Source organism: Streptomyces caelestis (genome assembly GCF_001279005.1).
Taxonomy (GTDB): Bacteria; Actinomycetota; Actinomycetes; order Streptomycetales; family Streptomycetaceae; genus Streptomyces; species Streptomyces heliomycini.
In genome coordinates, this window is the sequence record NZ_LGCN01000085.1 from 46918 (window position 1) to 71256 (window position 24339).

Genomic DNA, 24339 nt, shown 5'->3' on the forward strand with positions numbered 1-24339 from the left:
CCGGGGTTCGGGAGACGGTCCGCCGAAACCGCGCCCCGGGCCGCTCGCCCGCATCGCGCCCGCCCCCGAGTCGCTCGGGCTCCCTGCGGGTTCGCCCGCGGGTCGCTCACGCCGAGGCCAGCGCCTCCGTCGGGGGGAGCCGGGCCGCACGGAACGAGGGGTAGACCCCGGCCACCATGCCGACCGCCACGGCACCGAGGCAGCCGGCCACGACCGAGGTCAGGGGGATCACCGACGGCCAGCCCTGATACGCCGCGTACCCGACGGCGGCGAGCACACCGAGCGCTGTCCCGGCGAGGGCGCCGAGCAGCGAGAGCGCCACCGACTCGGTGAAGAACTGGGCCCGTATCTGGCCCCGGGTCGCACCCAGCGCCCGACGGAGCCCGATCTCCCTACGGCGCTCCAGAACCGAGATGACCATGGTGTTGGCCACACCTATCCCACCGACCAGCAGGGCGACACCGGCCAGCCCGAGGAAGAGCGAGGAGAAGGAGTTCTGCGTGGCACGCTTGGCGGCCAGCGCATCGGACGGACGGCTGACCTGAACCTGTCCCGGCTGTTCCGGGAACACGGTGGCGGGCAGCACCTTCCGTACGTCCTCGAGGTGATCCTCCCCCGCCTTGACGTAGATCACCGTGGGGTTTCCCTTGAACCGCAGGGTGTTCTTGGCTGCGGTCCACCCCGTCAGCACGGCGACGTCGAGTTCCTCGGCCAGGGGTACGGAGCGGAGGATGCCGACGACGGTGAACCACGACCTGCCGATCCGTATCTCCGGAGCCGGCTCGTCGGCGGGAATCTCCCCGATACCGAGACGACTGGCCGCCTCGTAGCCCAGGACCGCGGTGGGAAACCGTTCATCGGCCTCGCTGAAGAACCTTCCCGACAGGACCGTGCCCCCCACGACATCCAGGAGATCCCGCCGGGCCGCCAGAACACTCAGCCCCGCGCTGGAGAAGTCCTCCCCGGAGGTGACATCGGAACGCTGCACCTCCGTATTGGTGTTGGCCACCGCGCTCGCCCCGGTGACCGGCCCGATACGGCGCACCATGTCGACCGACCCCTCGGGCAGCAGGACCGGCTCGGACTGCCCGGCGACCGGCTGCACCCGCAGCATGTTGGGACCCAACGCCGATATCTCCTCGATCAGCGCCCGGTGGCTGGAGGCCGGGATTCCCGTCACCACCACCATCGTGGCGACACCGATGGAGATACCGAGCGCCGACAACGCGGCACGCATCTTGCGGGTCCGCAGGCCCAGCATGCCCAGACTCAGCAGATCCAGAAAGGCCAGCCGTACGGGCTTGACACTGCTCGTGGCGGACCCGCGCGAGCGCGGGGACACGGCAGTCGACCGCTGGGCGGAGAACGGCTCGGAGCGGGAGCGCTTGGAACGGGAGTGTTTGGAGGGGGTGGCTGTCATGTGAGGCTCTCGGTCAGTGCGGTGTCCGCGACCTTGTGGCCGTCGCGCATATGGACCCTGCGCGGCAACCGGTCGGCGATGTCCCGGTCGTGGGTGATGAGCGCGATCGTGGTGCCTGCCGCGTTGAGTTCGGTCAACAGGGCGAGCGCCGCCTCGCCGTTCGCCGTGTCGAGCGCGCCGGTCGGCTCGTCGGCCAGGACGAGGGCGGGCTCGTGGACGACTGCGCGGGCTATGGCAACCCGCTGGCGCTCGCCCCCGGAGAGCTGGTGAGGGAGATGGCCGGCGCGGTGTGCGAGACCGACACGGGCGAGGGCCTCCGCGGCCATCCGCTTGCGGTACTTGCGAGGCACGCCGGCATACAGCAGACCGGTCGCCACGTTCTCCGCCGCCGTGAGTCCGTCCGTCAGATGGAAATGCTGGAAGACGAAGCCCAGGCGCCGCCCGCGCAGGGCGGACAGTTCGCGGTCGGACAGCTCCGCCACGTCGTGCCCCTCGATGATCACACTGCCACTGGTCGGCCGGGCCAGTGTGCCCATGATGTTGAGCAGGGTGGACTTGCCCGAGCCGGAAGGGCCGAGGATCGCCAGCAGCTCGCCCTGCGCGACGGACAGGGACACACGGTCGAGGGCCCGTACCTCGGGCGGGTAGGTGACGCTGGCTTCCAGGACGCTGATGACCTCGGTCATGCCGTGGCTTCCACCTTCATGCCCTCGGCGATGTCCTCACCGCTGATCTCGACCAGTCCCCTGGCGAACATGCCCGTATCGACAGGAACGAGCCGGCCCCCGGCGGAACGCCCCTCAGCGGAACGGCCTTCGGCCAGACGCACCGCGTAGCCTCCCTCGCGCAGAGCGAGCAGAGCCCCGACAGGGACGGCGAGTACCCCCTTCTTGGCCTCGCCCTCGAACCTCACTTGCACGGGCGCGGCGTCGATACCCTTGACCGCCTCGGCATCGTCGACCGAGACGGTGACATTGATCTTGGTTACTCCCGTGCCGCTCTCTCCTTCCTGGTCCGCCTTGATGGTCGTACCGATCGTGGCGACCTCGCCCGCGGTTTCGGTCCCGTCCGGAAGCACCACGGTGACCTTCTGACCCGCCTTAATGGTCCCGAGATCAAGCGTCTCCACCGGAACGTGCACGGACTTGGTGGTGGCGGTGACCGACAGCAGGTCGCTCGCCGCCGCGTCCCCCGTCTGGGCGGAAACCTCCGAGACACGGACCGCTGAACGTGTCACCACCACATCGGAGATCTCCAGAACCCCGGTCGGCTCGATGTCGACGGCCTTCTGCCACCGCTTGATCGCGGACATCAGGCCCTCAGTGAGCACACCGTCGCCCTCCTTGACCCTGGCCTGCCGGGCGGGCGTGGGCGACTGGCCCGCCCCCGTCCGGTCTTCCGCCGACTGGCCGGCTCCGGTCTCCTGGCCGGCGTCGTCGCCCTGAGCCGACGGGGGCGGGCCGGAGCCCGGCTCGGCGGTCTCCCGATCCGCTCCGGTCGCTGTCGAAGTACCGGCGTCCGCCGACGTCTGCTGATCCACTGGTGCCCGCTGCTGAACGACCGTGCCCACAGCCGGCTGTTGCCCGATGTCGTAGCCGGCGGCCTTCAGGTTGTCGGCCACGACCCGTATGTCACGGCCGACACTGCCGGGAGTGTCGAGCCTGCGGTACAGGGGGGTACTGCCGTAGAAGACCACGGTGGGACGCTCGTCGACGCGATACAGCTGCTCACCGCGTGCGACCGTCGCACCCTGTTTCGGAAGCCAGGTCACCACTCCTTCGCCGGCGCCCCGGATGGTGCGTACGGAGTCGTAGCCGAGCGTGCCCTCCATCTCCCTTACCCCGGACATATCGGTCTCGACCACGGCGACCTGCCGTATCTTCGGACCGGCCTCGGGCTCGAGGGTCTTTCCGCCACCGCCCGCCCACAGCAACCCGGCTCCCACTCCTGTCGCCAGGAGCACGGCGACGATACTGAGAACTACCGCCGTCTTCCGGCCGCGTGCCGTCGGCTCAGGGAGGTCCGCCTCATCATCAGGGACTTCTCTGCTTTCTTCTTGAACGGCCACGCGCAGAGGCATCGTCTCGGAAGGATCGCGGCCACTATTCACTGAACGCCTCGATCATGCATTCCTGGTCAATCTGATCAGCGTTTCTGGGTGGCGTCGTGCCCGCTTTATAGTTCCAACCCTCACCGTTGGGAAGGGGGTCCACTTTGAGCCCCTTGGCGTTCATGCACTGGATATATTCAGCGTAGTCAGACATGTAGTTGGGATTTCTCTCCGGGTCCGTCTCCGCGGGCGGGAGAGGCTTCTTCCCCAGACACTTCTTCTCCGCGTCCGGATGGTCTACCGACACGTCCACGCCGGCCCATCCCAGAAGGTCGGGGTCCACTCCCTCCACTTTTGAGCCGATCTTGCCGATTTTCACACCATGATTTTTCAGGCACTGGAAATAGCCCTGGCTCATCCGCACCTCCTCGGCAGCCGACGTGTCCATCCGGCGCTGAGGACGACCGGACTCGGAGTCATCCGACTTCGCGTCCGAACCATCCCCCGTCCGTGATTCCGCTTTGCCTGCCGTTCCGGTGGACCCCTCGACGGAATCAACACCTGACCCCTCGTTTCCACCGGCGCCGGAGCAGCCGGCAAGCAGCATCACCGCCACCACGGCGCCGAAAACGAGCTGGAACTTCTCACGTGAAAGGCACAACGGACGGAAGCCGGTACCGCTCAGATCTGTTCTCATGCGGCACAGCCTGGCATGAGATTGTCAGGAAAATATTAACACTTGCGTGCGAGCCGGCCTCTAGCACGCAATTGTCAAGAAGTTGTCAGGGAAACCGATCCACTGCCTCCATTTCCACCCGTGCACCACAGGCTTATGATCTGGCCATGTCCACATACGTACTGGTGGCGGAAGACGACCGGAAGCAGGCGGAGTTGATCCGCCGCTACCTTGCGCACGACGGCTATGAGGTATCCGTCGTGCACGACGGCAGGACAGCGCTCGGGGAAGCCACCCGCCGCCCACCGGACCTGCTCGTCCTCGACTGGATGCTCCCCGGCCTGGACGGGCTGGAGGTATGCCGGCGACTGCGGGGTGCCAGCGAGTTGCCCATCCTCATGCTCACCGCCCGCTCCACGGAGGACGACCTCCTTCGAGGCCTGGACCTCGGAGCGGATGACTACATGACAAAACCCTTCAGGCCGCGCGAACTGGTCGCACGCATCCGCACCCTGCTGCGCCGCAGCCGCCACACGGCCGGTCCGGCCACCGTAGCCGCCGTACCTCCTGCGGCGCCCGAGAGCCCAGCAGTTCTCACGGTCGGCGGACTAACCGTGAATGCGGCTCAGCACCAGGTATTCGTCCACGATCGCCCGGTGAACTGCACCCCTGGCGAATTCCGCATACTGAGCGCAATGGCTGCCTCACCCGAGCGGGTCTTCACCCGATCCCAACTGCTGGACTGCCTGACGGATCACGGCAGACCCGTCTCCGAGCGCACCGTGGACGTACACATACTGAACCTGCGGAAGAAGATCGAGACCTCTCCCCGCAGACCCCAGCACCTACTCACGGTCCACGGCATCGGATACAAACTGGCCAGCGGCGACCATGGCACCTGAAGTGCCGCTGCGCAACAGCCTGCTGCTCCGCCTCCTGATCGCCTCCTTCGCGATCTCCCTGGTCTCCATCGCCGCCACAGCCTGGCTCACGGCACGTAGCACCACGCTCGCCCTCAAACAGGAACGGGGCCAGATCCTCGCGGACGACGCCACCATCCAGAACACGCTCGAAGGCTTCGCGGCCTCGCACCCGAACTGGGACGGAGCCGAACGCACCGTCCGGGATCTCGCTCGTAGAACCGGACGCGGCATCGTCATCACCACGCGGGCACGCGAGGTCATCACCGCCTCGGACCGGTCCTCGGTGGACCGGCTACCCCTCAACGCGAGCGCTGTCATCGATCCTCTGCACCTCAGTCCGCTCCCGGACCAGGGTGCCGGCCCGCCGGAGGACGTCTCCCGAATCGACCCACGGGCGGTCGGCCCCTACCTGCTTCCCACCCCGGAACGGAAGAAGCTGAGGCAATTCGCCCGTCAGGAGGTCTCCTGTCTCTACGACACACACGGGCTGCGCACGCACATCGTCGAGGAACCCAGCGGCAGGCCCGCCATCCGGGCTCTCCCCTCCGGAGCGGTCACCCCGCAGACCTGCGCGACCAAGGACCTGTCCGCCCCCACCCCGACCGAGGCGAAGGCTCTCACCGAACTCACCGCGCTCGTCCGAACCTGCGCGGAACGCAACCGCATACGCATCGAAGAACCCCTGACCATCGATACGCGGTTCCGGTTGAGCCAGGCCGGCTTCGAGCAGGGCTCCTCCCGCCTCGACGATTGCGTGGAGGAGGGCCGACGCGAACAGCTGGCGCCCCATGTCGCCCCGGCCGCCCTGCTGTTCGTCACCAGCCCCTCCCAGACGGCCACTCCGGTCTTCGATCTGTCCAGGGCCGGAACCCTGCGCGTGCTGGGGACCACCGGCCTGGTCCTCACCGTGACCGTCGCCATCACCGCGATCGTCGCGATCCGGCTCGTGCGTCCGTTGCGGGCGTTGACCAACGCGGCCCGCGACCCCTCGGGCCGGCACCTCCGGATCCCCATCACCACCAAGGACGAGATCGGCTATCTGGCCGCCGCCCTCAACGAGCTCTCGGAACGGCGCGAACGCACCGACGAACAGCGCAGGGTCATGGTCAGCGACATCGCGCACGAGCTGCGGACCCCGCTCAGCAACATACGCGGCTGGCTGGACGCAGCCCAGGACGGTCTGGCAGATCCGGACTCGTCGCTCGTCGCCTCGCTCCAGGAGGAAGCGGGCCTGTTGCAGCACATCATCGACGACCTCCAAGTGCTCGCTGCGGCCGACGCCGGTTCCCTGCGCCTCAACCCCCGCAAGCTGAGCCTGCGGGAGCTGGCCGAACAGTCACTCGACGCCCACCAAACAGCCGCGCAGGCAGGCCGAGTCGCACTGACCGGCCACTTCACGGACGACCTCACCATCGAGGGCGACCCCGTCCGCCTGCGCCAGGTACTGGGCAACCTCCTGTCGAACGCGATACGCCACACACCGCCCAACGGCTCGGTCACGGTCAGCGCCCATCGGGTGGAAGGCGGCGTCGACCTCCACGTCGCCGACACCGGCAGCGGCATCCAACCGGACGATCTGCCCCGGGTATTCGACCGCTTCTGGCGAGCCGAACAGTCACGCAGCAGGAATACCGGGGGCAGCGGTCTCGGACTGTCCATCGTCAGGCACCTCGTGCACGCGCACGGCGGAGAGGTCTCCGTGGCGAGCAGACCGGGCACCGGAACCGTGTTCACGGTCCGGCTGCCGGCCTGATCATCCGCAGGGGGTCGTGTCCCCGCATGTCGGACAGGATCATTTCCTCGGGCGAGTGGGCAAGGCCGACCGGTTCTCGGGCGCGGGAGGCGCACGCACGTGAGGACGCCGCCGGCGCGCCTTCATTGTGACGCCAGGGTCTCGGCACGCCGAGTGGGGCGCCGCCCGTTCGGCGCGCAGGCCCGGAGGAACAGCGCGACACACTCCGATCGGCCGGTGTGGTCCTCGGTGACGGCATCAAGCACAGGGACAGCCGGAACGTGCCGTCCACCTGATGCGGCACCCATCGACGACACGCGTCGAGAACCGGATCCCAAGCGGGGCGGACCCCTGTCATAAAGGCCCGCCCCCGCTCTTCCTCCTGGCCCACGGCTCGCTCGTGCGTTCTTCAGGGCGTCGCAGTCCGACGGGCACGCTCCTGGTGGCGGCGAGCCTTCAAGCGATTACCGCAGGTCTTCATGGAGCACCACCGCGCGGTGTTGGCGCGGCTGCGGTCGAGCAGGAAAAGGTGGCACTCGTCGTTGCCACAGGGGCGCAGTCGCCCTGGTCTGCGCTCGCGGACGTCGTACCACGTGAGCACCAGCTCCACGGGGAGCATCCGTTCGGGTGGCGCCTGCAGATGCCACTGAAGTCCCGCCTCGGAGACTTCGGGGAGCCGGTGGACGTCCGCGAGTATGCGCCGCATCTCCGCCTCGGGCAGGCTGCCGCGTGTGGCGGTCTGGAGTACGTCCCTCGCTGTCCGCAACCACTCGAGCGACGCGATATCGCCACGGTCGCCCTGCTCGCGCGCCCACTGCCGAACGCCGGCGTCATCCGCCCACAGATCCTGTGTCCGGCCGTTCACCACGGGGGTGGTGTTCAGCACCCCCAACAGCGTGTCTTCGTCGATCACATCTCTTCACCCTTCGAGCTAACCCCTATCGGCACCTTGACAGGTTACCTTGCATCGCGTTCACTGCCCATGCGAACGAGAAACCACCATGGACACCTGAAGGGGTTAGATATGACTGAGACGCTTCACCAGTACGCGACCGTGGACGGGCACCGCATCTTCTACCGGGAAGCCGGGCCTCGTGACGCGCCGACCGTCGTGCTCCTGCACGGGTTCCCCACCGGCTCGCGCATGTTCCGCCGGCTGATCCCCGAGCTGGCCGACCGGTTCCATGTGATCGCCCCCGACCACGTGGGCTTCGGGCACTCCGACATCCCGTCCGTGGACGAGTTCCCGTACACGTTCGACGCGCTGACGGACGTCACGGAGAGGTTCCTGGCGCAGCTCGGGATCACCGGCTACGCCCTCTATGTACAGGACTACGGCGCCCCCCTCGGATGGCGGCTCGCGCTGCGCGATCCCACGGCGATCACCGCCGTAATCACCCAGAACGGAAACGCCTACGAGGACGGCTTCGTCGCGGATTTCTGGGAGCCCGTGTGGGCCTACGCGAATGACCCGGGGCCCGAGACGGAGCAGGGGGTCCGTGGTGCCCTCAGCCTGGAGGCCGTCCGCTGGCAGTACCTCCACGGAGTGGATCGCCCCGAACTGGTCGACCCCGACACCTGGACGTCCGACTACCGCGACATCAGCCGCCCCGGCAACGACCTCGCCCAGCTGTCCCTCTTCCGCGACTACGCCACCAATCCGCCCCTCTACCCGCGGCTGCACGAGTACTTCAGGGAGAACCGGGTGCCGCTCCTGGCGATATGGGGAGCCGAGGACCTCATCTTCGGCCCTGACGGTGCGCGCGCCTTCGCGCGCGACCTTCCGGATGCCGAGATCCACCTGGTCTCCGGAGGCGGCCACTTCCTGCTGGAAAGCCACCTGGAGACCGCGGCCGGCCACATCCGGGACTTCCTGACTCGTTCGTTGTCGCCAGCTCGGGCATGACAACCAGAGTCCGCGTCGGCATCCGGCCCTGTGGAGGAGCGGATACCGGCGCCCTCAGCGCAAACGAAGGGCATGCCGAGTCGAGTCGACCGGAGTCGGCTCAGCAATAGGTGCGCCCCGCTTCCGCCTGGGACGACCCGCCCGTCAGGGATTCCTCGAGCAACCCGGACGCGGCCACTACCAGAAACGGACTTAACGGCCTCTTTGGGCACTTGGCCCAGCCCACAAGCGGTCGCTGCACTCCCGCACGCAGCGAGGGACATGGCGGCCGACGGCGACCAGCAGGCCAGGGGAACAGCGACAGGCAGCTGCCGCTCAGAGGCTGCTTCCACGTGCCGGACCAGCACAGAAAGCCCTCCGGCCGGCTGCCCACCGGAGCAAGTGACCACTCGGTCACCGAAGGGCTCAACCGCACCAGAACTGCAGGTCAGAGCCTTGCCAAAACTCACGGGCAACAGCGAGACGAACCTGCGGCCTACACATTGAGTCGAACAGACCATAAGTGACCGATCTACCGTGCCATCACGGTCACCAAAAGAAAAACCCCAGGTCACGGGCTATGCGACCTGGGGTTCCAATGGAGCCGCCTTCGGGATTCGAACCCGAGACCTACGCATTACGAGTGCGTTGCTCTGGCCATCTGAGCTAAGGCGGCGCGCTGCGCACCCATGGTGCGATCAGCAACGTCGGTAAGTCTACACAGTTTCCGGAGGTGCTTCGTACCGGCCCCGGAGGCGGGCCGGAGCGGACGCCTCCGGGGGTGGTGGTACCGGCTACGAGCAGCGCTTTCCGTCCTTCGGCGGGGTGCCGGCGAGCAGGTAGGCGTTGATCGCGGAGTCGATGCAGGCGCTGCCGCGGCCGTAGGCGGTGTGGCCGTCGCCCTCGTAGGTGAGGAGGCGGGCCGAGGAGAGCTGGCCGGCCAGGGCCTCGGCCCAGCGGTACGGGGTGGCCGGGTCCCGGGTGGTGCCGACCACGACGATCGGGGCCGCGCCCTTCGCCTCGATGCGCCGGGCCTCACCCGTGGCTCGCACCGGCCAGTACGCGCAGTTCAGCGAGGCCCAGGCGAGGCCCTCGCCGAACACCGGGGACGCCTTCTCGAAGGCGGGGAGCGCGCGCCGCACCTCGTCCGGGGAGTCGAAGGCGGGCGGGAGGTCCAGGCAGTTCACGGCGGCGTTGGCGAACATCAGGTTGCTGTAGTCGCCGTGCGCGTCACGTTCGTAGTAGCTGTCGGAGAGGAGGAGGAGTTCGGCGCCGTCGTTCTCCTTCATCGCGGCCGTCAGCGCCTCGCGCAGTTGCGGCCAGGCGCCCTCGTCGTACATCGCGGCGATGACGCCGATCGTCGCGAGCGACTCGGTGAGCCTGCGGCCGTCGGCGTCACCGGTGGGGATCGGCCGGGCGTCGAGCTTCTCGAAGAACGCCCTGAGGTTGTCGCCGGCCCGCCCGACGCCGGTGCTCCGGCCGCCAAGCGGGCAGCCGCTCCGCCGCACGCAGTCCTTCGCGAAGGCGGCGAACGCCGTGTGGAAGCCCTCCGCCTGCTCGAGGTTGAGCCGCCGCGCGGGCAGCGAGGGGTCCATCGCGCCGTCCAGCACCAGCCGGCCCGCCCGGTCCGGGAACAGCCCGGCGTACGTCGCGCCGAGGAAGGTGCCGTACGAGGCGCCGACGTAGTTCAGCTTCCCGTCGCCCAGCGCGGCCCGGACGATGTCCATGTCCCGGGCCGCCTCGACGGTGGACACGTGGCGCAGCAGCTTCGGTGCGTCCGCCCCGCAGCCCTCGGCGAACCTCTTGTACGACGCGACCAGCGCTCCGGTCTCCTTCGCGTCGTCCGGCGTGACGTCCGTCCGCGTGTACGCGTCCATCCCGGGCCCGTCCAGGCACTCGACGGGGGAGCTGCCGGCGACGCCCCGCGGGTCGACGGCCACCACGTCGTAGCGGGCGCGCACGTCGGCCGGGTAACCGATCCCGGCGTACGCCTGCACGTAGCCGACCGCCGAGCCGCCCGGGCCGCCGGGGTTCACCAGCAGTGAGCCCAGTCGCTTCCCGGGGCCCGTGGCCTTCTTGCGGGTGAGGGCGAGGCGCACGTCGCCGGCCGTCGGTTCGGCGTAGTCGAGCGGGACCTTCAGCGTGGCGCACTGGAAACCGGGGACCCCGCAGTCGCGCCAGGCCGGTTTCTGCCGGTAGTACGGCGTGAGGGCCGCGGGTGTGGAGCGGGGCAGGGGGGCGAGGACCCCCGCCGCCTCCCCCGCCGCCGCGCTGGCCGTACTCGGGCTGTTCCCCGAGGAGCAGCCCGCGATCAGCAGTGCGGAGGCGGCGAGCAGAGCGGCTGCGGTTCCGGTACGGGTCCTGCGGTGGGTGCGCCTTGTGTGCATACCGCGAGCGTAACCGTGTGCGACGGCACGAGTGCGCTGCGCGCACGTCGTGCCTCGTACGGGTGACCGTGTCGGGCCGCTGGGCGGACGCCCTCGGTCAGCCCGCCCTGAGGGCCATCGTCATCGCCTCCACCGCGAGCAGCGGGGCCACATTGCGGTCCAGGGCCTTGCTGCACGCCGCGATCGCCTCGATGCGGCGGAGCGTGGACTCCGGGGAACTGCCGCGGGCCATGCGCTCCAGGACGTCCTCGGCGTCGCCGTTGGCGATGGCGACGCGCGAGCCGAGCTGGAGCGCGAGGACGTCGCGGTAGAAGCTGGTCAGGTCGCTCAGCGCGATGTCGAGGGTGTTGCGCTGCGTGCGCGTCCTGCGACGCTTCTGGTCGGCCTCCAGGTCCTTCATCACGCCTGCCGTGCCGCGTGGCAGTCGGCCGCCCTGGGCCGCGCCGAGCGCCGCCTTGAGTTCCTCGGCCTCCTTGCCGTCCATCTCCTCGGCGAGCTGCCTGGCGTCCTCGGCGGCGGCGTCGACGAGTTCCTGGGCTGCCTTCAGCGCGCCGCCGACGTCCTCGACCCGCAGCGGCAGTTTCAGCACGGAGGCACGGCGTGCGCGGGCGGCCGGGTCGGTGGCCAGGCGACGGGCCCGGTCGACGTCGCCCTGGGTGGCCCGGGCGACGGCGGCGGCGACGTCCGGCTCGATGCCCTCGCGCCGTACGAGCATGTCGGCGACGGCGGCCACCGACGGCGTGCTCAGGTTGAGGTGGCGGCAGCGGGAACGGATCGTCGGCAGGACGTCCTCGAGGGAGGGGGCGCACAGCATCCAGACGGTGCGGGGGGCGGGCTCCTCGACGGCCTTGAGGACGGCGTTGGCGGACTTCTCGTTCAGCCGCTCGGCGTCCTCGACGAGGATCACCTGCCAGCGGCCGTTCGCCGGGGCGGTGAACGACTTGCGGACGGTGTCGCGCATGTCCTTGACCAGGATCTCCGAGCCGACGGCGGCGACCGAGCTGACATCCGCGTGGGTGCCGATCAGCGCGGTGTGGCAGCCGTCGCAGAAGCCGCAGCCGGGGACTCCGCCGAGGGCGCGGTCGGGGCTGACGCACTGGAGCGCGGCGGCGAAGGCACGCGCGGCCTGGTTGCGTCCCGCGCCGGGCGGGCCCGTGAAGAGCCAGGCGTGCGTCATCCTCGACGCCTCGGGCGGGGGCGCGTCGGTGGCCGCCGCGGTGACGAGCGCGTCCGCGTCGCGGGCGGCGCCGGCGAGCTGCTCGCTCACCCGCTCCTGCCCGACGAGGTCGTCCCACACGGTCATGGGTCAGCCCGTCCTTCCGTCACGTCTGCCTTGCCGCATCCATTGTGCGGGTGGGCACCGACAACACCCGCACGACGGACCGGCCGGTCAGCGCCGACGGCCCCGGCGGCCCCGGCCACCGTCCTCGTCGTCACCGTGCCCGTCCTCGTGTTCGCCGTCGCGCGGGCCCAGCAGCTCGTCGGCCAGCGTCGGCAGGTCGTCCAGCGGGGTCTCCTCGGCCCAGTCCGAACGCTGCCGGCGGCGGGGCTCTCCGGGGTCGATCCGGGGCAGCTCGCGCGTGCGGTCGTCGGGGCCGTCGGCTCCCCCGGGTCCGCTCGCCGGGCGCTCGTCCCGGAAGTAGCCCGACGGCGCCCGCCGGTCCGCGGGGCCCTGCTCGTCCCCCCGCACCGGAGGCAGCACCGCCGTCTCGTCCGCCGCGCCCGGCAAAACCGGCGGCTTCGGCAGTTCGGTCGTCACCTCGGCGTCGGACACCCCGGACCGGCCGCCGGAGCGCCGCCCCGCGTCCTCGTCCGGCACCCGGGGCAGCACGGCGGTCTCGTCGACCGGTCCGCCCGACGCGTTCGTCGGCGTCACCACGGGCGTCGGCACGGTCGCCGCCTCGTCGACCGGCCGCCGGCCCGCGGCGCCGGGCGCGGCCGTCGTCTTCGGCCCCGCCTCCGCCGCGGCCGCCGCCTGCTCGGCCAGTCGCCGGGCCTGCTCCGCGCGCAGCAGCGCCTCCTCGGCCTTGCGCTGCTTCTCCAGGCGCAGCGCCTCGGCCTCGGCGCGCAGCCGCGCCTCCTCCTCGGCCTGCTTGCGGCGGCGTTCCTCCTCGGCCTTGCGGCGGGCCTCCTCCTCGGCGCGCGCCTTCTCCTCGGCGAGCAGCCGCTGCCGCTCCTCCTCCGCGCGCCGGTGTGCCTCCTCGGCCCGCTGCCGGGCCTCCTCCGCCTGCCGTTCCGCCTCGCGCCGCTGCGCCTCCTCCAGCTCGCGCCGCTTGCGCTCCTCCTCCTCGGCGCGCAGCCGGGCGAGCTGCTCCTCGCGCTCGCGCTCCAGGCGCTCCTCCTCGGCCTTGCGGGCCGCCTCCTCCTCGGCCTTGCGGCGGGCTTCCTCCTCGGCCTTGCGGCGGGCCTCCTCGCGGGCCCGGATCTCGGCCTCGGACAGCGGCAGCACCTGGTCGAGGCGGTGCCGGATCACCGTGGTGACCGCCTCCGGTTCCCGGCCCGCGTCGACCACCAGGTAGCGGCCGGGGTCGGCGGCGGCCAGGGTGAGGAAACCGGCCCGCACGCGCGCGTGGAACTCGGCGGGCTCGGACTCCAGCCGGTCCGGCGCCTCGGTGAAGCGCTCCCGCGCGGTCTCCGGGGCCACGTCCAGCAGCACCGTCAGATGCGGGACCAGCCCGTCGGTCGCCCAGCGGTTGATGCGGGCGATCTCGGTCGGCGACAGGTCGCGTCCGGCGCCCTGGTAGGCGACGGAGGAGTCGATGTACCGGTCGGTGATGACGACGGCGCCGCGCTCCAGGGCGGGCCGTACGACGGTGTCGATGTGCTCCGCGCGGTCCGCGGCGTACAGCAGTGCCTCCGCGCGGTGCGAGAGGCCGGCGCTGGAGACGTCCAGCAGGATGGACCGCAGCCGCTTGCCGACCGGGGTCGCCCCGGGCTCGCGGGTGAGCACGACCTCGTGCCCCTTGGCCCTGATCCACTCGGCGAGGGCCTCGGCCTGGGTGGACTTCCCGGCGCCGTCGCCGCCCTCCAGGGCGATGAAGAAGCCGGAGGCGGCGGACGCCTGCTCGGGGTCGCTGCCGCCGAGCAGCGCGTCGCGCAGGTCCTGCCGCAGCGGCACCCCGGAGCGGTCGTCGACCTTGGCGAGGACCAGCGCGGCCACCGGCAGCAGCAGCGCGCCGAGCAGCATCAGCGTGAAGGCGGCGCCGCCGTGCGCGAAGACGAACCGGCCGTTCTCCAGCCGGTGCGGGCCGATGACCGCGGCGACCAGCGGGGCGATCACCGCGCCGAGCGCCACGAAGACCCGGACCACCGCGTGCAGGTGCTCGGTCGTGCGGGCCCGCCGCTGGTCCTCGGTCTCCTGGTCGAGCAGCGTGTGCCCGGTGTTGGCGGCGAGCCCCGCGCCGACACCGGCCAGCGCCATGATCAGCACCACGCTGGTGACGTCCGGTACGAGTCCGGCGGCCAGCAGCGCGACGCCCGTGAAGGCGAGCGTGAGCGCGAGCAGCCGGCGCCGGGACAGGGCCGGCAGCAGGGCGGGCGCCGTGCGGATGCCGACGACGACACCGCCGGTCAGCGCGCCCACCAGCAGGCCGTACAGCACGGGACCGCCGCCCAGGTCCTTGGCGTGCAGCACCGACACGGCGACGGCGGCCGACACGGCGGCGGCGACGGACGCGGACGCGAGCACCAGCAGCGGCAGCGCGCCGGTGCGGCCCCTGTCGGCGCCGGCGGCGCTCTTCGGGCGGCGCAGTCCCTCCAGCGGCGACCGGGCGCGCGGGGTGCGGGTGCCGGGCAGTTCCAGGACGGTCAGGACGGACAGCGACGCGGCGAACAGTCCGGCCGCGACGTACGAGGCGAGGGCCGCCTGGTGCGCGCCGAACCAGTCGATCCCGGTGCCGAGCAGGTTGTTGAGCAGGGCCGCGACGACGAGCGTGACGGCCGCGAGCGGTATCGCCACGAAGCCCGTGCGCAGCGACAGGCGGCGCAGCGCGTCCATGTGGTCGGGCAGCGGGCGCACGGTCGCGCCCTCCGGCGGCGGGCCGGGCAGCAGCGAGGGTGCGGCGCTCTCGCGGCACACCGTCCAGAACCGCTCGGCGACTCCGGTCACGAAGGCGGTGACGAGGAGGACGGCCAGTGCGTTCCCGGGTGTCCAGTCGATCCATAGCGGCGCCACGATGAGCAGCGCGGCGCGCAGCCCGTCGGCGCCGACCATGGTCCAGCGGCGGTCCAGCGGTCCGTCCTGCGAGGTGAGCGACGTGAGCGGGCCGAGGAGTACGGCGCCGAACAGCAGCGTCGCCAGGATGCGTACCCCGAAAACGGTCGCCACTGCGAACGCCGCGCCCCGGTAGCCCCCGCCGAAGGATCCCTCGGCGACCGCCGCCTGAAGGGCCAGGAGGACCAGCACCAGGAGGGCGAGGACGTCACCGACCCCGCCCACGAGCTGTGCGCTCCACAGCCGTTTCAGCTGCGGTCGGCGCAGCAGGGCGCGGACGGCACGCTCGCGGGAGTCCGCGACAAGGGTGTCGTCGGGGGCCGGCTGTGGGGCCGTTGGCTGCTCGGCTCGCGTCATGCGTTCAGCCTATCGGCCCGAGCCGACAGCCTGGCGCGACGCGCCTGACATGCCCACGCCCCGACACCGAAGTGTTGCCGGGGCGTTCGCATTCCGAACCCTTGGCGAAGATCGACACGGGTCCGGCGCAGGTCCGCGACCCCTGGCGTCTACCCCCGCGCGGAGGACTCAGTCCTCCGCCGCGTTCGAGGCGGTCGCCTTCTTGGCGGCGGTCGCCTTCGCCGTCGTCTTCTTCGCGGCCGTGGTCTTCTTCGCCGCGGTCTTCCTGGCGGCCGTCGCCTTCGCCGGCGCCTTCTTGGCCACCGCCTTCTTGGTGGTCTTCTTCGCCGTCTTCTTGGCGGGGCCCTTCGCCCGCTTCTCGGCGAGCAGCTCGAAGCCGCGCTCCGGGGTGATCTCCTCGACGCTGTCGCCGGAGCGCAGCGTCGCGTTGGTCTCCCCGTCGGTGACGTACGGACCGAAGCGGCCGTCCTTCACCACGACCGGCTTCTCGCTGACCGGGTCGGTGCCCAGCTCCTTCAGCGGCGGCTTGGCCGCGGCCCGGCCGCGCTGCTTGGGCTGGGCGTAGATCGCCAGCGCCTCCTCCGGCGTGATCGTGAAGAGCTGCTCCTCGGACTGCAGCGACCGCGAGTCGGTGCCCTTCTTCAGATACGGCCCGTAGCGGCCGTTCTGCGCGGTGATCTCCTGGCCCTCGGCGTCCGTGCCGACCACCCGCGGCAGCGACATCAGCTTCAGCGCCTCGTCGAGCGTCACCGTGTCCAGGGACATCGACTTGAAGAGGGAGGCCGTACGCGGCTTGACCGCGTTCTTGCCGGTCTTCGGGGTGCCCTCGGGGAGCACCTCCGTGACGTACGGGCCGTAGCGGCCCTTCTTGGCGACGATGTCGTGACCGGTGTCCGGGTCGGCGCCCAGGACACGGTCGCCGCTCGGCTCGGCGAGCAGCTTCTCGGCCAGGTCGAGGGTCAGCTCGTCCGGCGCCAGGTCGGTCGCGATGTCGGCGCGCTGGTGCTGCTCGGTGTCCTTCTCGCCGCGCTCGATGTACGGGCCGTAGCGCCCGACCCGCAGCACGATGCCGTCGCCCACCGGGAACGACGACACCTCGCGCGCGTCGATCGCGCCCAGGTCGGTCACCAGCTCCTTGAGACCGCCGAGGTGGTCCCCGTCGCCGTTGCCGGCGTCGGCCGCGTCACCGTTGCTCGCGCCCTCGCCGAAGTAGAACCGCTTCAGCCACGGCACCGCCCGCGCCTCGCCCCGCGCGATGCGGTCGAGGTCGTCCTCCATCCGGGCGGTGAAGTCGTAGTCGACGAGCCGGCCGAAGTGCTTCTCCAGCAGGTTGACCACGGCGAAGGAGAGGAAGGACGGCACCAGGGCCGTGCCCTTCTTGAACACGTAGCCGCGGTCGAGGATCGTGCCGATGATCGACGCGTACGTCGACGGGCGGCCGATCTCGCGCTCCTCCAGCTCCTTGACCAGCGACGCCTCGGTGTAGCGGGCCGGGGGCTTGGTGGCGTGCCCGTCGACCGTGATCTCCTCGGCGGTGAGGGCGTCGCCCTCGGCGACCTGCGGCAGCCGGCGCTCGCGGTCGTCCAGCTCGGCGTTCGGGTCGTCGGCGCCTTCCACGTACGCCTTCAGGAAGCCGTGGAAGGTGATCGTCTTGCCGGACGCGCTGAACTCGACGTCCCGGCCGTCGGCCGCCGTGCCGCCGATCTTCACGGTGACGGAGTCGCCGGTGGCGTCCTTCATCTGCGAGGCGACGGTCCGCTTCCAGATCAGCTCGTAGAGCCGGAACTGGTCGCCGGTCAGCCCGGTCTCGGCGGGCGTACGGAAACGGTCGCCCGAGGGACGGATCGCCTCGTGCGCCTCCTGCGCGTTCTTGACCTTGCCCGCGTAGGTGCGCGGCTGCGGGGGCAGGTAGTCGGCGCCGTACAGCTGCGTGACCTGGGCGCGGGCGGCGGCGACCGCCGTCTCGCTCAGGGTCGTCGAGTCCGTGCGCATGTAAGTGATGTAGCCGTTCTCGTACAGCTTCTGGGCGACCTGCATGGTCGCCTTGGCGCCGAAGCCGAGCTTCCTCGAAGCCTCCTGCTGCAGCGTCGTCGTACGGAACGGGGCGTACGGCGAGCGGCGGTACGGCTTGGACTCGACGGAACGCACGGCGAACCGCGTGTTCTCCAGGGCGGCGGCCAGGGCGCGGGCGTTCGCCTCGTCCAGGTGGAGCGTGTTCGCGCTCTTCAGCTGTCCCAGGGAGTCGAAGTCGCGGCCCTGCGCGATCCGCCTGCCGTCGACGGTCTGCAGGCGGGCGACGAGGGACGACGGGTCGCTCGCGTCCCCGGCCCGGCCGGTCGCGAAGGTGCCCGTCAGGTCCCAGTACTCGGCGGAACGGAACGCCATGCGCTCGCGTTCCCGCTCCACCACGAGCCGGGTGGCGACGGACTGGACCCGGCCGGCGGACAGCCGGGGCATGACCTTCTTCCACAGGACCGGCGAGACCTCGTAGCCGTAGAGGCGGTCGAGGATGCGGCGGGTCTCCTGCGCGTCGACCAGCTTCTGGTTGAGCTGGCGCGGGTTGGCCACGGCCGCGCGGATCGCGTCCTTGGTGATCTCGTGGAAGACCATCCGCTTGACCGGGATCTTCGGCTTGAGCACTTCCTGCAGGTGCCAGGCGATGGCCTCGCCCTCGCGGTCCTCATCGGTGGCGAGGAAGAGTTCGTCGGACTCCTTGAGCAGGTCCTTGAGCTTCTTGACCTGGGCCCGCTTGTCCGCGTTGACCACATAGATCGGCTGGAAGTCGTGGTCGACGTCCACGCCGAGGCGGCGCACCTCGCCGGTGTACTTCTCCGGCACCTCGGCGGCGCCGTTGGGAAGGTCGCGAATGTGCCCGACGCTCGCCTCGACGATGTAGCCAGGGCCGAGGTAGCCCTTGATCGTCTTCGCCTTGGCAGGCGACTCGACGATGACGAGTCGGCGGCCGCCCTTCGCGGTCTCGCTGGTCGGGGACAACTTCGCTCTTCTCTCCGGTCGACGCTTGGGGCTCCCCAGGCGGTCTCCCCCGGGGTCGGGTCATGGTGACGCTGCGGAGTGTGACGGTACATCCCGCCCCCGTGTCAAACGGGAAAAGCCCGCAACGGCCACTCGAACGGTAACCCGACTACCACCGTTCCTGCCGCCCGGAGTGTCCAGACTCCGCCCGCGCTTATGCGGAGTGCGATCTACCGGTTACTGGAGGCCGCCGGGGTTCCGCGCCCCTCACAGGCGGGTCAGACACCATGCGCCGAGGGCCAGGGAGATCATCGCGACGAGTCCCGCGACGGTGATCGATGCGACGGGGCTCACACCCTGGGCGACGGGACGGCGCTGCCGCGCGCGGGTCACGGTCCAGGCCAGCAATCCGCCTCCGAACAGGCAGAACACCATCCCCGCGAAGATCGCCGGTCCGCTCTCCATGGTCGCCCGATGCCCTCTTTCCCGTCCGCCGGTACCGGCCCCGGAGTGACGCTGCCACGCCCGGGCGGCGGGCAGGCGAAGCGGAGGTGAACGCGAGGGCCACGGGCCCGGTCACGTGTCCGGGGACCGGTCCGGGGAACCTTTCACGGACATTCCGGATCGACGGGAAAGAGCCGGGGCGGCGGCCGCGACAGGCGTGAAAGATGCGACAGGAGACAGTGACGTGACTCATGGGGCGACCTGCCGGGGTGCCCCATGGGACCGCTCGGGAGACCGCCGCCGCTCGTGTCAGCCGACGGGCTCCAGGAAACCCTGCTCCACGAGCAGCCGGATCTGGGCCGGCGTCCGGTCGCGCAGCAGTACGGGATCCTCACCGAGGAGCTGGGCGATGGCGTCCAGGATCCGGCCCGCGCCCATGGTGCCGTCGCACACGCCGGCGAAGCCCGCACCGATCGTGTCCACCTTGGTGGCCCGGCGCATCCCGCGGTTCTGCCGCAGTACGACGTGCTCCGGGTCCTCGGCGCCGGGCAGTCCGACCTGCTCCTGCACAACCTCGGCGGCCAGCGCGAAGCGCGCTTCGAGGAGCGCCGCGTCGTCGTGCGTCCGCAGGTAGTCGAGCCGGTCGAAGTGCGCCCTGACCGTCTCGCCGAGCGGTTGCTCGACCGGGTGCGGCCACTCCTCCACCGTGATCGACTCCGCGGCGGAGCCCGACTTGCGCAGGGTGATCCAGCCGAAGCCGACCGCCCTCACCTTGCGCGCCTCGAACTCGTCCAGCCACGCGTCGTACCGCGCCCGGTACTCGTCCCGGTCGCCGCGGTGGTCGCCGGCGTCCCTGAGCCACAGCTCGGCGTACTGGGTGACGTCCTGCACCTCCCGCTGCACGATCCAGGCGTCGCACCCGCGGGGCACCCATGACCTGAGTCTGTCCTGCCAGTCCTCCCCCTCGACGTGCTGCCAGTTGGCGAGGAACTGCGCGAACCCGCCCTCGTTCAGCCGTTCCCCCGCCTCCTGAACGATCGTGCGGCACAGATCGTCCCCGCCCATCCCGCCGTCCCGGTAGGTGAGCCGGGCGCCCGGCGAGATCACGAAGGGCGGGTTGGACACGATCAGGTCGTATGTCTCGTCGTCCCGGACCGGGGCGAACAGCGAGCCCTCGCGCAGGTCGGCGGCCGGGACCCCGGAGAGGGCCAGGGTGAGCGCGGTGATGTGCAGGGCGCGCGGGTTGACGTCGGTGGCCGTCACGCGCGTGGCGTGCCGGGCGGCGTGCAGCGCCTGGATGCCGGACCCGGTGCCGAGGTCGAGCGCGGAGGCCACGGGCGTACGGACGGTGATGCCGGCCAGGGTCGTGGACGCCCCGCCGACGCCGAGCACCACGCCTTCGTCCCGGCTGCCGATGCCCCCGGCGCCGCCGACCGCGCACCCGAGGTCGGACACGACGAACCAGTCCTCGCCGCCCGGCCCGCCGTACGGCCGTACGTCCACGGTCGCGGTGAGGTCGCCCGCGCCGGCGCGCGTCAGCCACCCGCTCTCCAGGCAGACGTCGACGGGCAGGACGTCCGCCACGCGCGCGTGCGGCACGGGCTGCTGCAGCAGGAACAGCCGTACGAGCGTCTCCAGCGGTGTGTCCCCGCGGGTGGCCCTCAGGGCGGGCACCGTCTCGCTGCGGGCCAGCGCCGCGTAGGCGGGGGCGCCGAGCAGTTCGAGCAGTCCGTCGGCGGTGAAGGAGGCTCCGAGCAGTGCGTCCCGCAGCCGGGCGGCGGCTTCGGGGCGGTCGGACGAGGGCAGGGGCGGCAGGCTGGCGTCACTCACGCCCTCCATTGTGGCCGCCGCCCCCACCCGGTGCGTCCCGCGGTGTCAGCTCTTGGCGGTCCCCGCCGTCGCGGTGGCCGTCCGGCAGCTGGGCTGCCGGGACATCGCCTCGCCGACCTCGCCCTCCTCCAGCGTGCTGAGGGCGTTGCTGCCGCTCTTGCCGAGCTTGTCCAGCTCGGCGGCGATGTCCTTCAGACCGTCGGCGAACTCCGCCTGGTCGCCCGTGTCGAGGCCGTCGACCTGCTTCTTCAGCGAGGCGTACGACGCGGAGATGCCGTTGAGCTCCTTGACCGCGTCCTTCTGCTTCTTCTCCCCGTCCTCGACGTCCGGCGCCCCGGCCTTGTTCACGGCGGCGCCGATCGCCTTGTAGGCGTCGGACATGTCCTGGAAGGCCTTCGAGTCGGCCTTCTGGACCTCTTCCGGCGTGCTGTTGTCCGAGGTCTCCTTCTGGATCGCGGCGTTGGCCGACTTGATCTTCGCGGCCTGCGGCTGCACCGCGTCGCAGACCTGCTTCGCCCAGGCGTCCAGCTTCTCGTTGCCGTCGTCGCCGCCGCATCCCGTCAGCGCCAGTACCAGTACCGCACCGCCGGACAGTGCGGCCGCGAGCTTCTTGTTCACCGGATTGGTCCCTTCCATGGCCTTCGGCCCCGGAACATACACGCCGGATGGCCTACACCCACCCGCCGAACATCCGGTAAGGGACTTTTGAAGCCATTTGCACCACGCGAGAGAAGGCTCACGGCATGGACCCCGCGGGCGGAAAAAAGAGGGCGGGCGGCGCGTCAATACGCGCCGCCCGCCCTCACCTTGATCCGGTGTCCGCCGCCCGGCGCTAGGAAACCACCGCCGGATCGGTGGACTTGGGTTCCGGCTCGGCGTCATCCTCGTCCTCGTCCTCCACCGCGATGCCGCGCCGCTTGGACACGTACACCGCGCCGACTATCACGAGCAGCGCCAGGACCGCGACGAGCACCCGCAACCCGACGCTCCTGTCCGCGCCGTAGGAGAACTTGACGACCGCGGGCGCGATGAGCAGCGCCACCAGGTTCATCACCTTCAGCAGGGGGTTGATCGCGGGTCCGGCGGTGTCCTTGAAGGGGTCGCCGACGGTGTCGCCGATGACGGTGGCCGCATGGGCCTCGCTGCCCTTGCCGCCGTGGTGGCCGTCCTCGACGAGTTTCTTCGCGTTGTCCCAGGCGCCACCGGAGTTGGCGAGGAAGACCGCCATCAGGGTGCCCGCGCCGATCGCGCCCGCGAGGAAGGCGCCCAGGGCGCCGACGCCGAGCGTGAACCCGATGAAGATGGGCGCCGTCACGGCGAGCAGTCCGGGCGTGGCGAGCTCGCGCAGGGCGTCCTTGGTGCAGATGTCGACGACCTTGCCGTACTCCGGCTCCTCGCTGTAGTCCATGATCCCGGGCTTCTCGCGGAACTGCCGCCGCACCTCGTAGACCACCGAACCCGCCGACCGCGACACCGCGTTGATCGCCAGCCCCGAGAAGAGGAAGACGACCGCCGCGCCCGCGATCAGACCGACGAGGTTGTTGGGCTGGGAGATGTCCATCATCAGGCTCATCGGCGCGCCCTCACCGCTGAGCCTCTCGCCCACGTCCCGCGCGCCGGTGGTGATGGCGTCCCGGTAGGAGCCGAACAGCGCCGCCGCCGCCAGTACGGCCGTGGCGATCGCGATGCCCTTGGTGATGGCCTTGGTGGTGTTGCCGACCGCGTCCAGGTCGGTGAGCACCTGGGCGCCCGCGCCCTCCACGTCGCCGGACATCTCGGCGATGCCCTGCGCGTTGTCGGAGACCGGGCCGAAGGTGTCCATCGCGACGATCACACCGACCGTGGTGAGCAGTCCGGTGCCGGCCAGCGCCACCGCGAACAGCGCCAGCATGATCGACGTGCCGCCGAGCAGGAACGCCCCGTACACGCCGAGGCCGATCAACAGGGCGGTGTAGACGGCGGATTCGAGACCGATCGAGATACCGGAGAGGACGACGGTGGCCGGGCCGGTGAGCGAGGTCCTGCCGATGTCCCGCACGGGACGCCGGGTGGTCTCGGTGAAGTAGCCGGTGAGCTGCTGGATGAGGGCGGCGAGCACGATGCCGATGGCCACCGCGACGAGCGCGAGGATCCGCGGGTCGCCGTCCCTGCCCAGGATCGCCTCGTCGGTGACGCCGTCGAGATCGGCGTACGACGACGGCAGATAGACGAACACGGCGATCGCGACCAGGACGAGCGAGATCAGCGCGGAGATGAAGAACCCCCGGTTGATCGCGCTCATGCCGCTGCGGTCGGCGCGCCTCGGGGCCACCGCGAAGATGCCGGCCATCGCGGTGAGGACACCGATGGCGGGCACCAGCAGCGGGAAGGCGAGCCCGGCGTCGCCGAACGCCGCCGAGCCCAGGATCAGCGCGGCCACCAGGGTCACGGCGTACGACTCGAACAGGTCGGCCGCCATGCCCGCGCAGTCGCCGACGTTGTCGCCCACGTTGTCGGCGATGGTCGCGGCATTGCGTGGATCGTCCTCCGGAATGCCCTGCTCGACCTTGCCGACCAGGTCGGCGCCGACGTCGGCGGCCTTGGTGAAGATGCCGCCGCCGACCCGCATGAACATCGCGATCAGCGCGGCCCCGAGACCGAACCCCTCGAGCACCTTCGGGGCGTCGGCCGCGTACACCAGCACCACGCAGGAGGCGCCCAGCAGGCCGAGACCGACGGTGAACATGCCGACGACACCGCCCGTACGGAAAGCGATCTTCATCGCTTTGTGCGAGACGGCGGTGAGATCCTTTTCCGGCTCGCCCTCGGCCGGAGTCGCTTCGCGCGCCGCCGCCGCGACCCGTACATTGCTGCGCACGGCGAGCCACATGCCGATATATCCGGTGGCCGCCGAGAACGCCGCTCCGATCAAGAAGAACACCGACCGTCCGGCACGCTGGCTCCAGTCGTCCGCGGGCAGCAGCATGAGCAGGAAGAACACGATGACGGCGAATACGCCGAGGGTGCGCAGCTGACGGGCCAGATAGGCGTTCGCGCCCTCCTGGACCGCTGCCGCGATCTTCTTCATGCCGTCGGTGCCCTCGCCGGCCGCGAGGACCTGGCGCACCAGGACGCCCGCGACCACCAGTGCCGCCAGCGCGACGACGCCGATGACCACCACGAGCAGGCGGTTGTCGTCGGTCAGCACGGCGGCCGCGAGGGATGCGGACCGGTCCGACTCTTGTATGAGGGAAAGCCCCGCCATTCGTCCTCCTTGACGCTTGGGCTGAGCTCAAGATGTGGACGGGATTGTAGGTAACGGAAGCCGATCAAAACAGAGCGCGTGAAATGTGAATGTCTTGCACGCACTCTTCCATAATGATCGCCGGATGGCCGACGACCGGAAATCGGTAATGCCTTTGAGGCATTCACGTGATCGCATTTCCATGGCACGGCCGGTCGTGAACGAA

Annotated in this window: 16 protein-coding genes and 1 tRNA gene; 3 read left to right on the top strand and 14 right to left on the bottom strand. The window is 70.5% G+C overall.

From position 1 onward, the window contains the following. Positions 1 to 106: 106 nt before the first annotated feature. The 4 genes from ADK41_RS08450 to ADK41_RS42960 are packed head-to-tail and all read right to left on the bottom strand — an operon-like array spanning position 107 to position 4167. Positions 107 to 1420: an ABC transporter permease gene (locus tag ADK41_RS08450; protein WP_030828039.1), complete on the bottom strand. Its 1314-nt coding sequence runs from the start codon at positions 1418 to 1420 to the stop codon at positions 107 to 109. Continuing rightward, on the bottom strand, positions 1417 to 2106 hold the full coding sequence (locus ADK41_RS08455) for an ABC transporter ATP-binding protein (RefSeq protein WP_030828036.1): 690 nt from the start codon (positions 2104 to 2106) through the stop codon (positions 1417 to 1419). The genes ADK41_RS08450 and ADK41_RS08455 overlap by 4 nt, the downstream gene beginning before the upstream one ends. Further along, on the bottom strand, positions 2103 to 3500 hold the full coding sequence (locus ADK41_RS08460; protein ID WP_234318840.1) for a peptidoglycan-binding protein: 1398 nt from the start codon (positions 3498 to 3500) through the stop codon (positions 2103 to 2105). The genes ADK41_RS08455 and ADK41_RS08460 overlap by 4 nt, the downstream gene beginning before the upstream one ends. Before the next feature lie 22 nt (positions 3501 to 3522). Next, entirely contained in the window at positions 3523 to 4167 is a 645-nt protein-coding gene (locus ADK41_RS42960; RefSeq protein WP_234318837.1) for a hypothetical protein, read from the bottom strand. 146 nt (positions 4168 to 4313) lie between these two features. On the opposite strand from ADK41_RS42960, the gene ADK41_RS08470 reads away from it, so the two are divergent. Together ADK41_RS08470 and ADK41_RS08475 are read left to right on the top strand one after the other, a co-directional pair. Further along, positions 4314 to 5048 (top strand): response regulator transcription factor, encoded by a 735-nt coding sequence (locus ADK41_RS08470; protein ID WP_030828021.1) that lies wholly within the window; start codon positions 4314 to 4316, stop codon positions 5046 to 5048. Beyond that, complete coding sequence (locus tag ADK41_RS08475) at positions 5038 to 6822, top strand: sensor histidine kinase (RefSeq protein ID WP_030828019.1); 1785 nt, start codon at positions 5038 to 5040, stop codon at positions 6820 to 6822. Before ADK41_RS08470 ends, ADK41_RS08475 begins: the two co-directional genes overlap by 11 nt. A 388-nt stretch (positions 6823 to 7210) precedes the next feature. Here ADK41_RS08475 and ADK41_RS08480 read toward each other — a convergent pair whose 3' ends face one another. Then, complete coding sequence (locus ADK41_RS08480) at positions 7211 to 7714, bottom strand: CGNR zinc finger domain-containing protein (RefSeq protein ID WP_030828017.1); 504 nt, start codon at positions 7712 to 7714, stop codon at positions 7211 to 7213. A 111-nt stretch (positions 7715 to 7825) separates the two neighbouring features. On the opposite strand from ADK41_RS08480, the gene ADK41_RS08485 reads away from it, so the two are divergent. After that, positions 7826 to 8707, top strand: coding sequence for an alpha/beta fold hydrolase (locus ADK41_RS08485; RefSeq protein WP_030828015.1), 882 nt, complete (start codon positions 7826 to 7828; stop codon positions 8705 to 8707). Positions 8708 to 9285: 578 nt separating this feature from the next. Here ADK41_RS08485 and ADK41_RS08490 read toward each other — a convergent pair. The 9 genes from ADK41_RS08490 to ADK41_RS08530 all read right to left on the bottom strand — a co-directional run bounded on the left by ADK41_RS08490 (position 9286) and on the right by ADK41_RS08530 (position 24134). Next, positions 9286 to 9362 (bottom strand) — tRNA-Thr (locus ADK41_RS08490). Positions 9363 to 9480: 118 nt separating this feature from the next. After that, positions 9481 to 11073 (bottom strand): alpha/beta hydrolase, encoded by a 1593-nt coding sequence (locus tag ADK41_RS08495; RefSeq protein ID WP_030828013.1) that lies wholly within the window; start codon positions 11071 to 11073, stop codon positions 9481 to 9483. Between the two features lie 97 nt (positions 11074 to 11170). Continuing rightward, positions 11171 to 12376, bottom strand: coding sequence for a DNA polymerase III subunit delta' (locus tag ADK41_RS08500; protein ID WP_030828011.1), 1206 nt, complete (start codon positions 12374 to 12376; stop codon positions 11171 to 11173). A gap of 87 nt (positions 12377 to 12463) precedes the next feature. Further along, positions 12464 to 15643, bottom strand: a complete 3180-nt coding sequence (tmk, locus tag ADK41_RS08505) for a dTMP kinase (protein WP_030828009.1) — start codon at positions 15641 to 15643, stop codon at positions 12464 to 12466. 168 nt (positions 15644 to 15811) lie between these two features. After that, the gene (gene topA / locus ADK41_RS08510; RefSeq protein ID WP_030828008.1) at positions 15812 to 18637 is read right to left on the bottom strand and encodes a type I DNA topoisomerase; all 2826 of its coding nucleotides are present in this window, start codon (positions 18635 to 18637) and stop codon (positions 15812 to 15814) included. 246 nt (positions 18638 to 18883) lie between these two features. Then, entirely contained in the window at positions 18884 to 19081 is a 198-nt protein-coding gene (locus tag ADK41_RS08515) for a hypothetical protein (RefSeq protein ID WP_030828006.1), read from the bottom strand. 288 nt (positions 19082 to 19369) lie between these two features. Further along, positions 19370 to 20899 (bottom strand): DUF7059 domain-containing protein, encoded by a 1530-nt coding sequence (locus ADK41_RS08520; RefSeq protein ID WP_030828004.1) that lies wholly within the window; start codon positions 20897 to 20899, stop codon positions 19370 to 19372. 36 nt (positions 20900 to 20935) lie between these two features. Further along, entirely contained in the window at positions 20936 to 21526 is a 591-nt protein-coding gene (locus ADK41_RS08525) for a hypothetical protein (RefSeq protein ID WP_030828001.1), read from the bottom strand. Between the two features lie 196 nt (positions 21527 to 21722). After that, positions 21723 to 24134: a sodium-translocating pyrophosphatase gene (locus ADK41_RS08530; RefSeq protein ID WP_030827999.1), complete on the bottom strand. Its 2412-nt coding sequence runs from the start codon at positions 24132 to 24134 to the stop codon at positions 21723 to 21725. Positions 24135 to 24339 lie beyond the last annotated feature (205 nt).

Bases quoted from the DNA above. Each gene is read 5' to 3' on its own strand.
- ADK41_RS08450 (WP_030828039.1), bottom strand. From the start codon at position 1,420: ATGACAGCCACCCCCTCCAAACACTCCCGTTCCAAGCGCTCCCGCTCC.
- ADK41_RS08455 (WP_030828036.1), bottom strand. From the start codon at position 2,106: ATGACCGAGGTCATCAGCGTCCTGGAAGCCAGCGTCACCTACCCGCCC.
- ADK41_RS08460 (WP_234318840.1), bottom strand. From the start codon at position 3,500: ATGCCTCTGCGCGTGGCCGTTCAAGAAGAAAGCAGAGAAGTCCCTGAT.
- ADK41_RS42960 (WP_234318837.1), bottom strand. From the start codon at position 4,167: ATGAGAACAGATCTGAGCGGTACCGGCTTCCGTCCGTTGTGCCTTTCA.
- ADK41_RS08470 (WP_030828021.1), top strand. From the start codon at position 4,314: ATGTCCACATACGTACTGGTGGCGGAAGACGACCGGAAGCAGGCGGAG.
- ADK41_RS08475 (WP_030828019.1), top strand. From the start codon at position 5,038: ATGGCACCTGAAGTGCCGCTGCGCAACAGCCTGCTGCTCCGCCTCCTG.
- ADK41_RS08485 (WP_030828015.1), top strand. From the start codon at position 7,826: ATGACTGAGACGCTTCACCAGTACGCGACCGTGGACGGGCACCGCATC.
- ADK41_RS08495 (WP_030828013.1), bottom strand. From the start codon at position 11,073: ATGCACACAAGGCGCACCCACCGCAGGACCCGTACCGGAACCGCAGCC.
- ADK41_RS08500 (WP_030828011.1), bottom strand. From the start codon at position 12,376: ATGACCGTGTGGGACGACCTCGTCGGGCAGGAGCGGGTGAGCGAGCAG.
- tmk (WP_030828009.1), bottom strand. From the start codon at position 15,643: ATGACGCGAGCCGAGCAGCCAACGGCCCCACAGCCGGCCCCCGACGAC.
- ADK41_RS08515 (WP_030828006.1), bottom strand. From the start codon at position 19,081: ATGGAGAGCGGACCGGCGATCTTCGCGGGGATGGTGTTCTGCCTGTTC.
- ADK41_RS08520 (WP_030828004.1), bottom strand. From the start codon at position 20,899: ATGGAGGGCGTGAGTGACGCCAGCCTGCCGCCCCTGCCCTCGTCCGAC.
- ADK41_RS08525 (WP_030828001.1), bottom strand. From the start codon at position 21,526: ATGGAAGGGACCAATCCGGTGAACAAGAAGCTCGCGGCCGCACTGTCC.
- ADK41_RS08530 (WP_030827999.1), bottom strand. From the start codon at position 24,134: ATGGCGGGGCTTTCCCTCATACAAGAGTCGGACCGGTCCGCATCCCTC.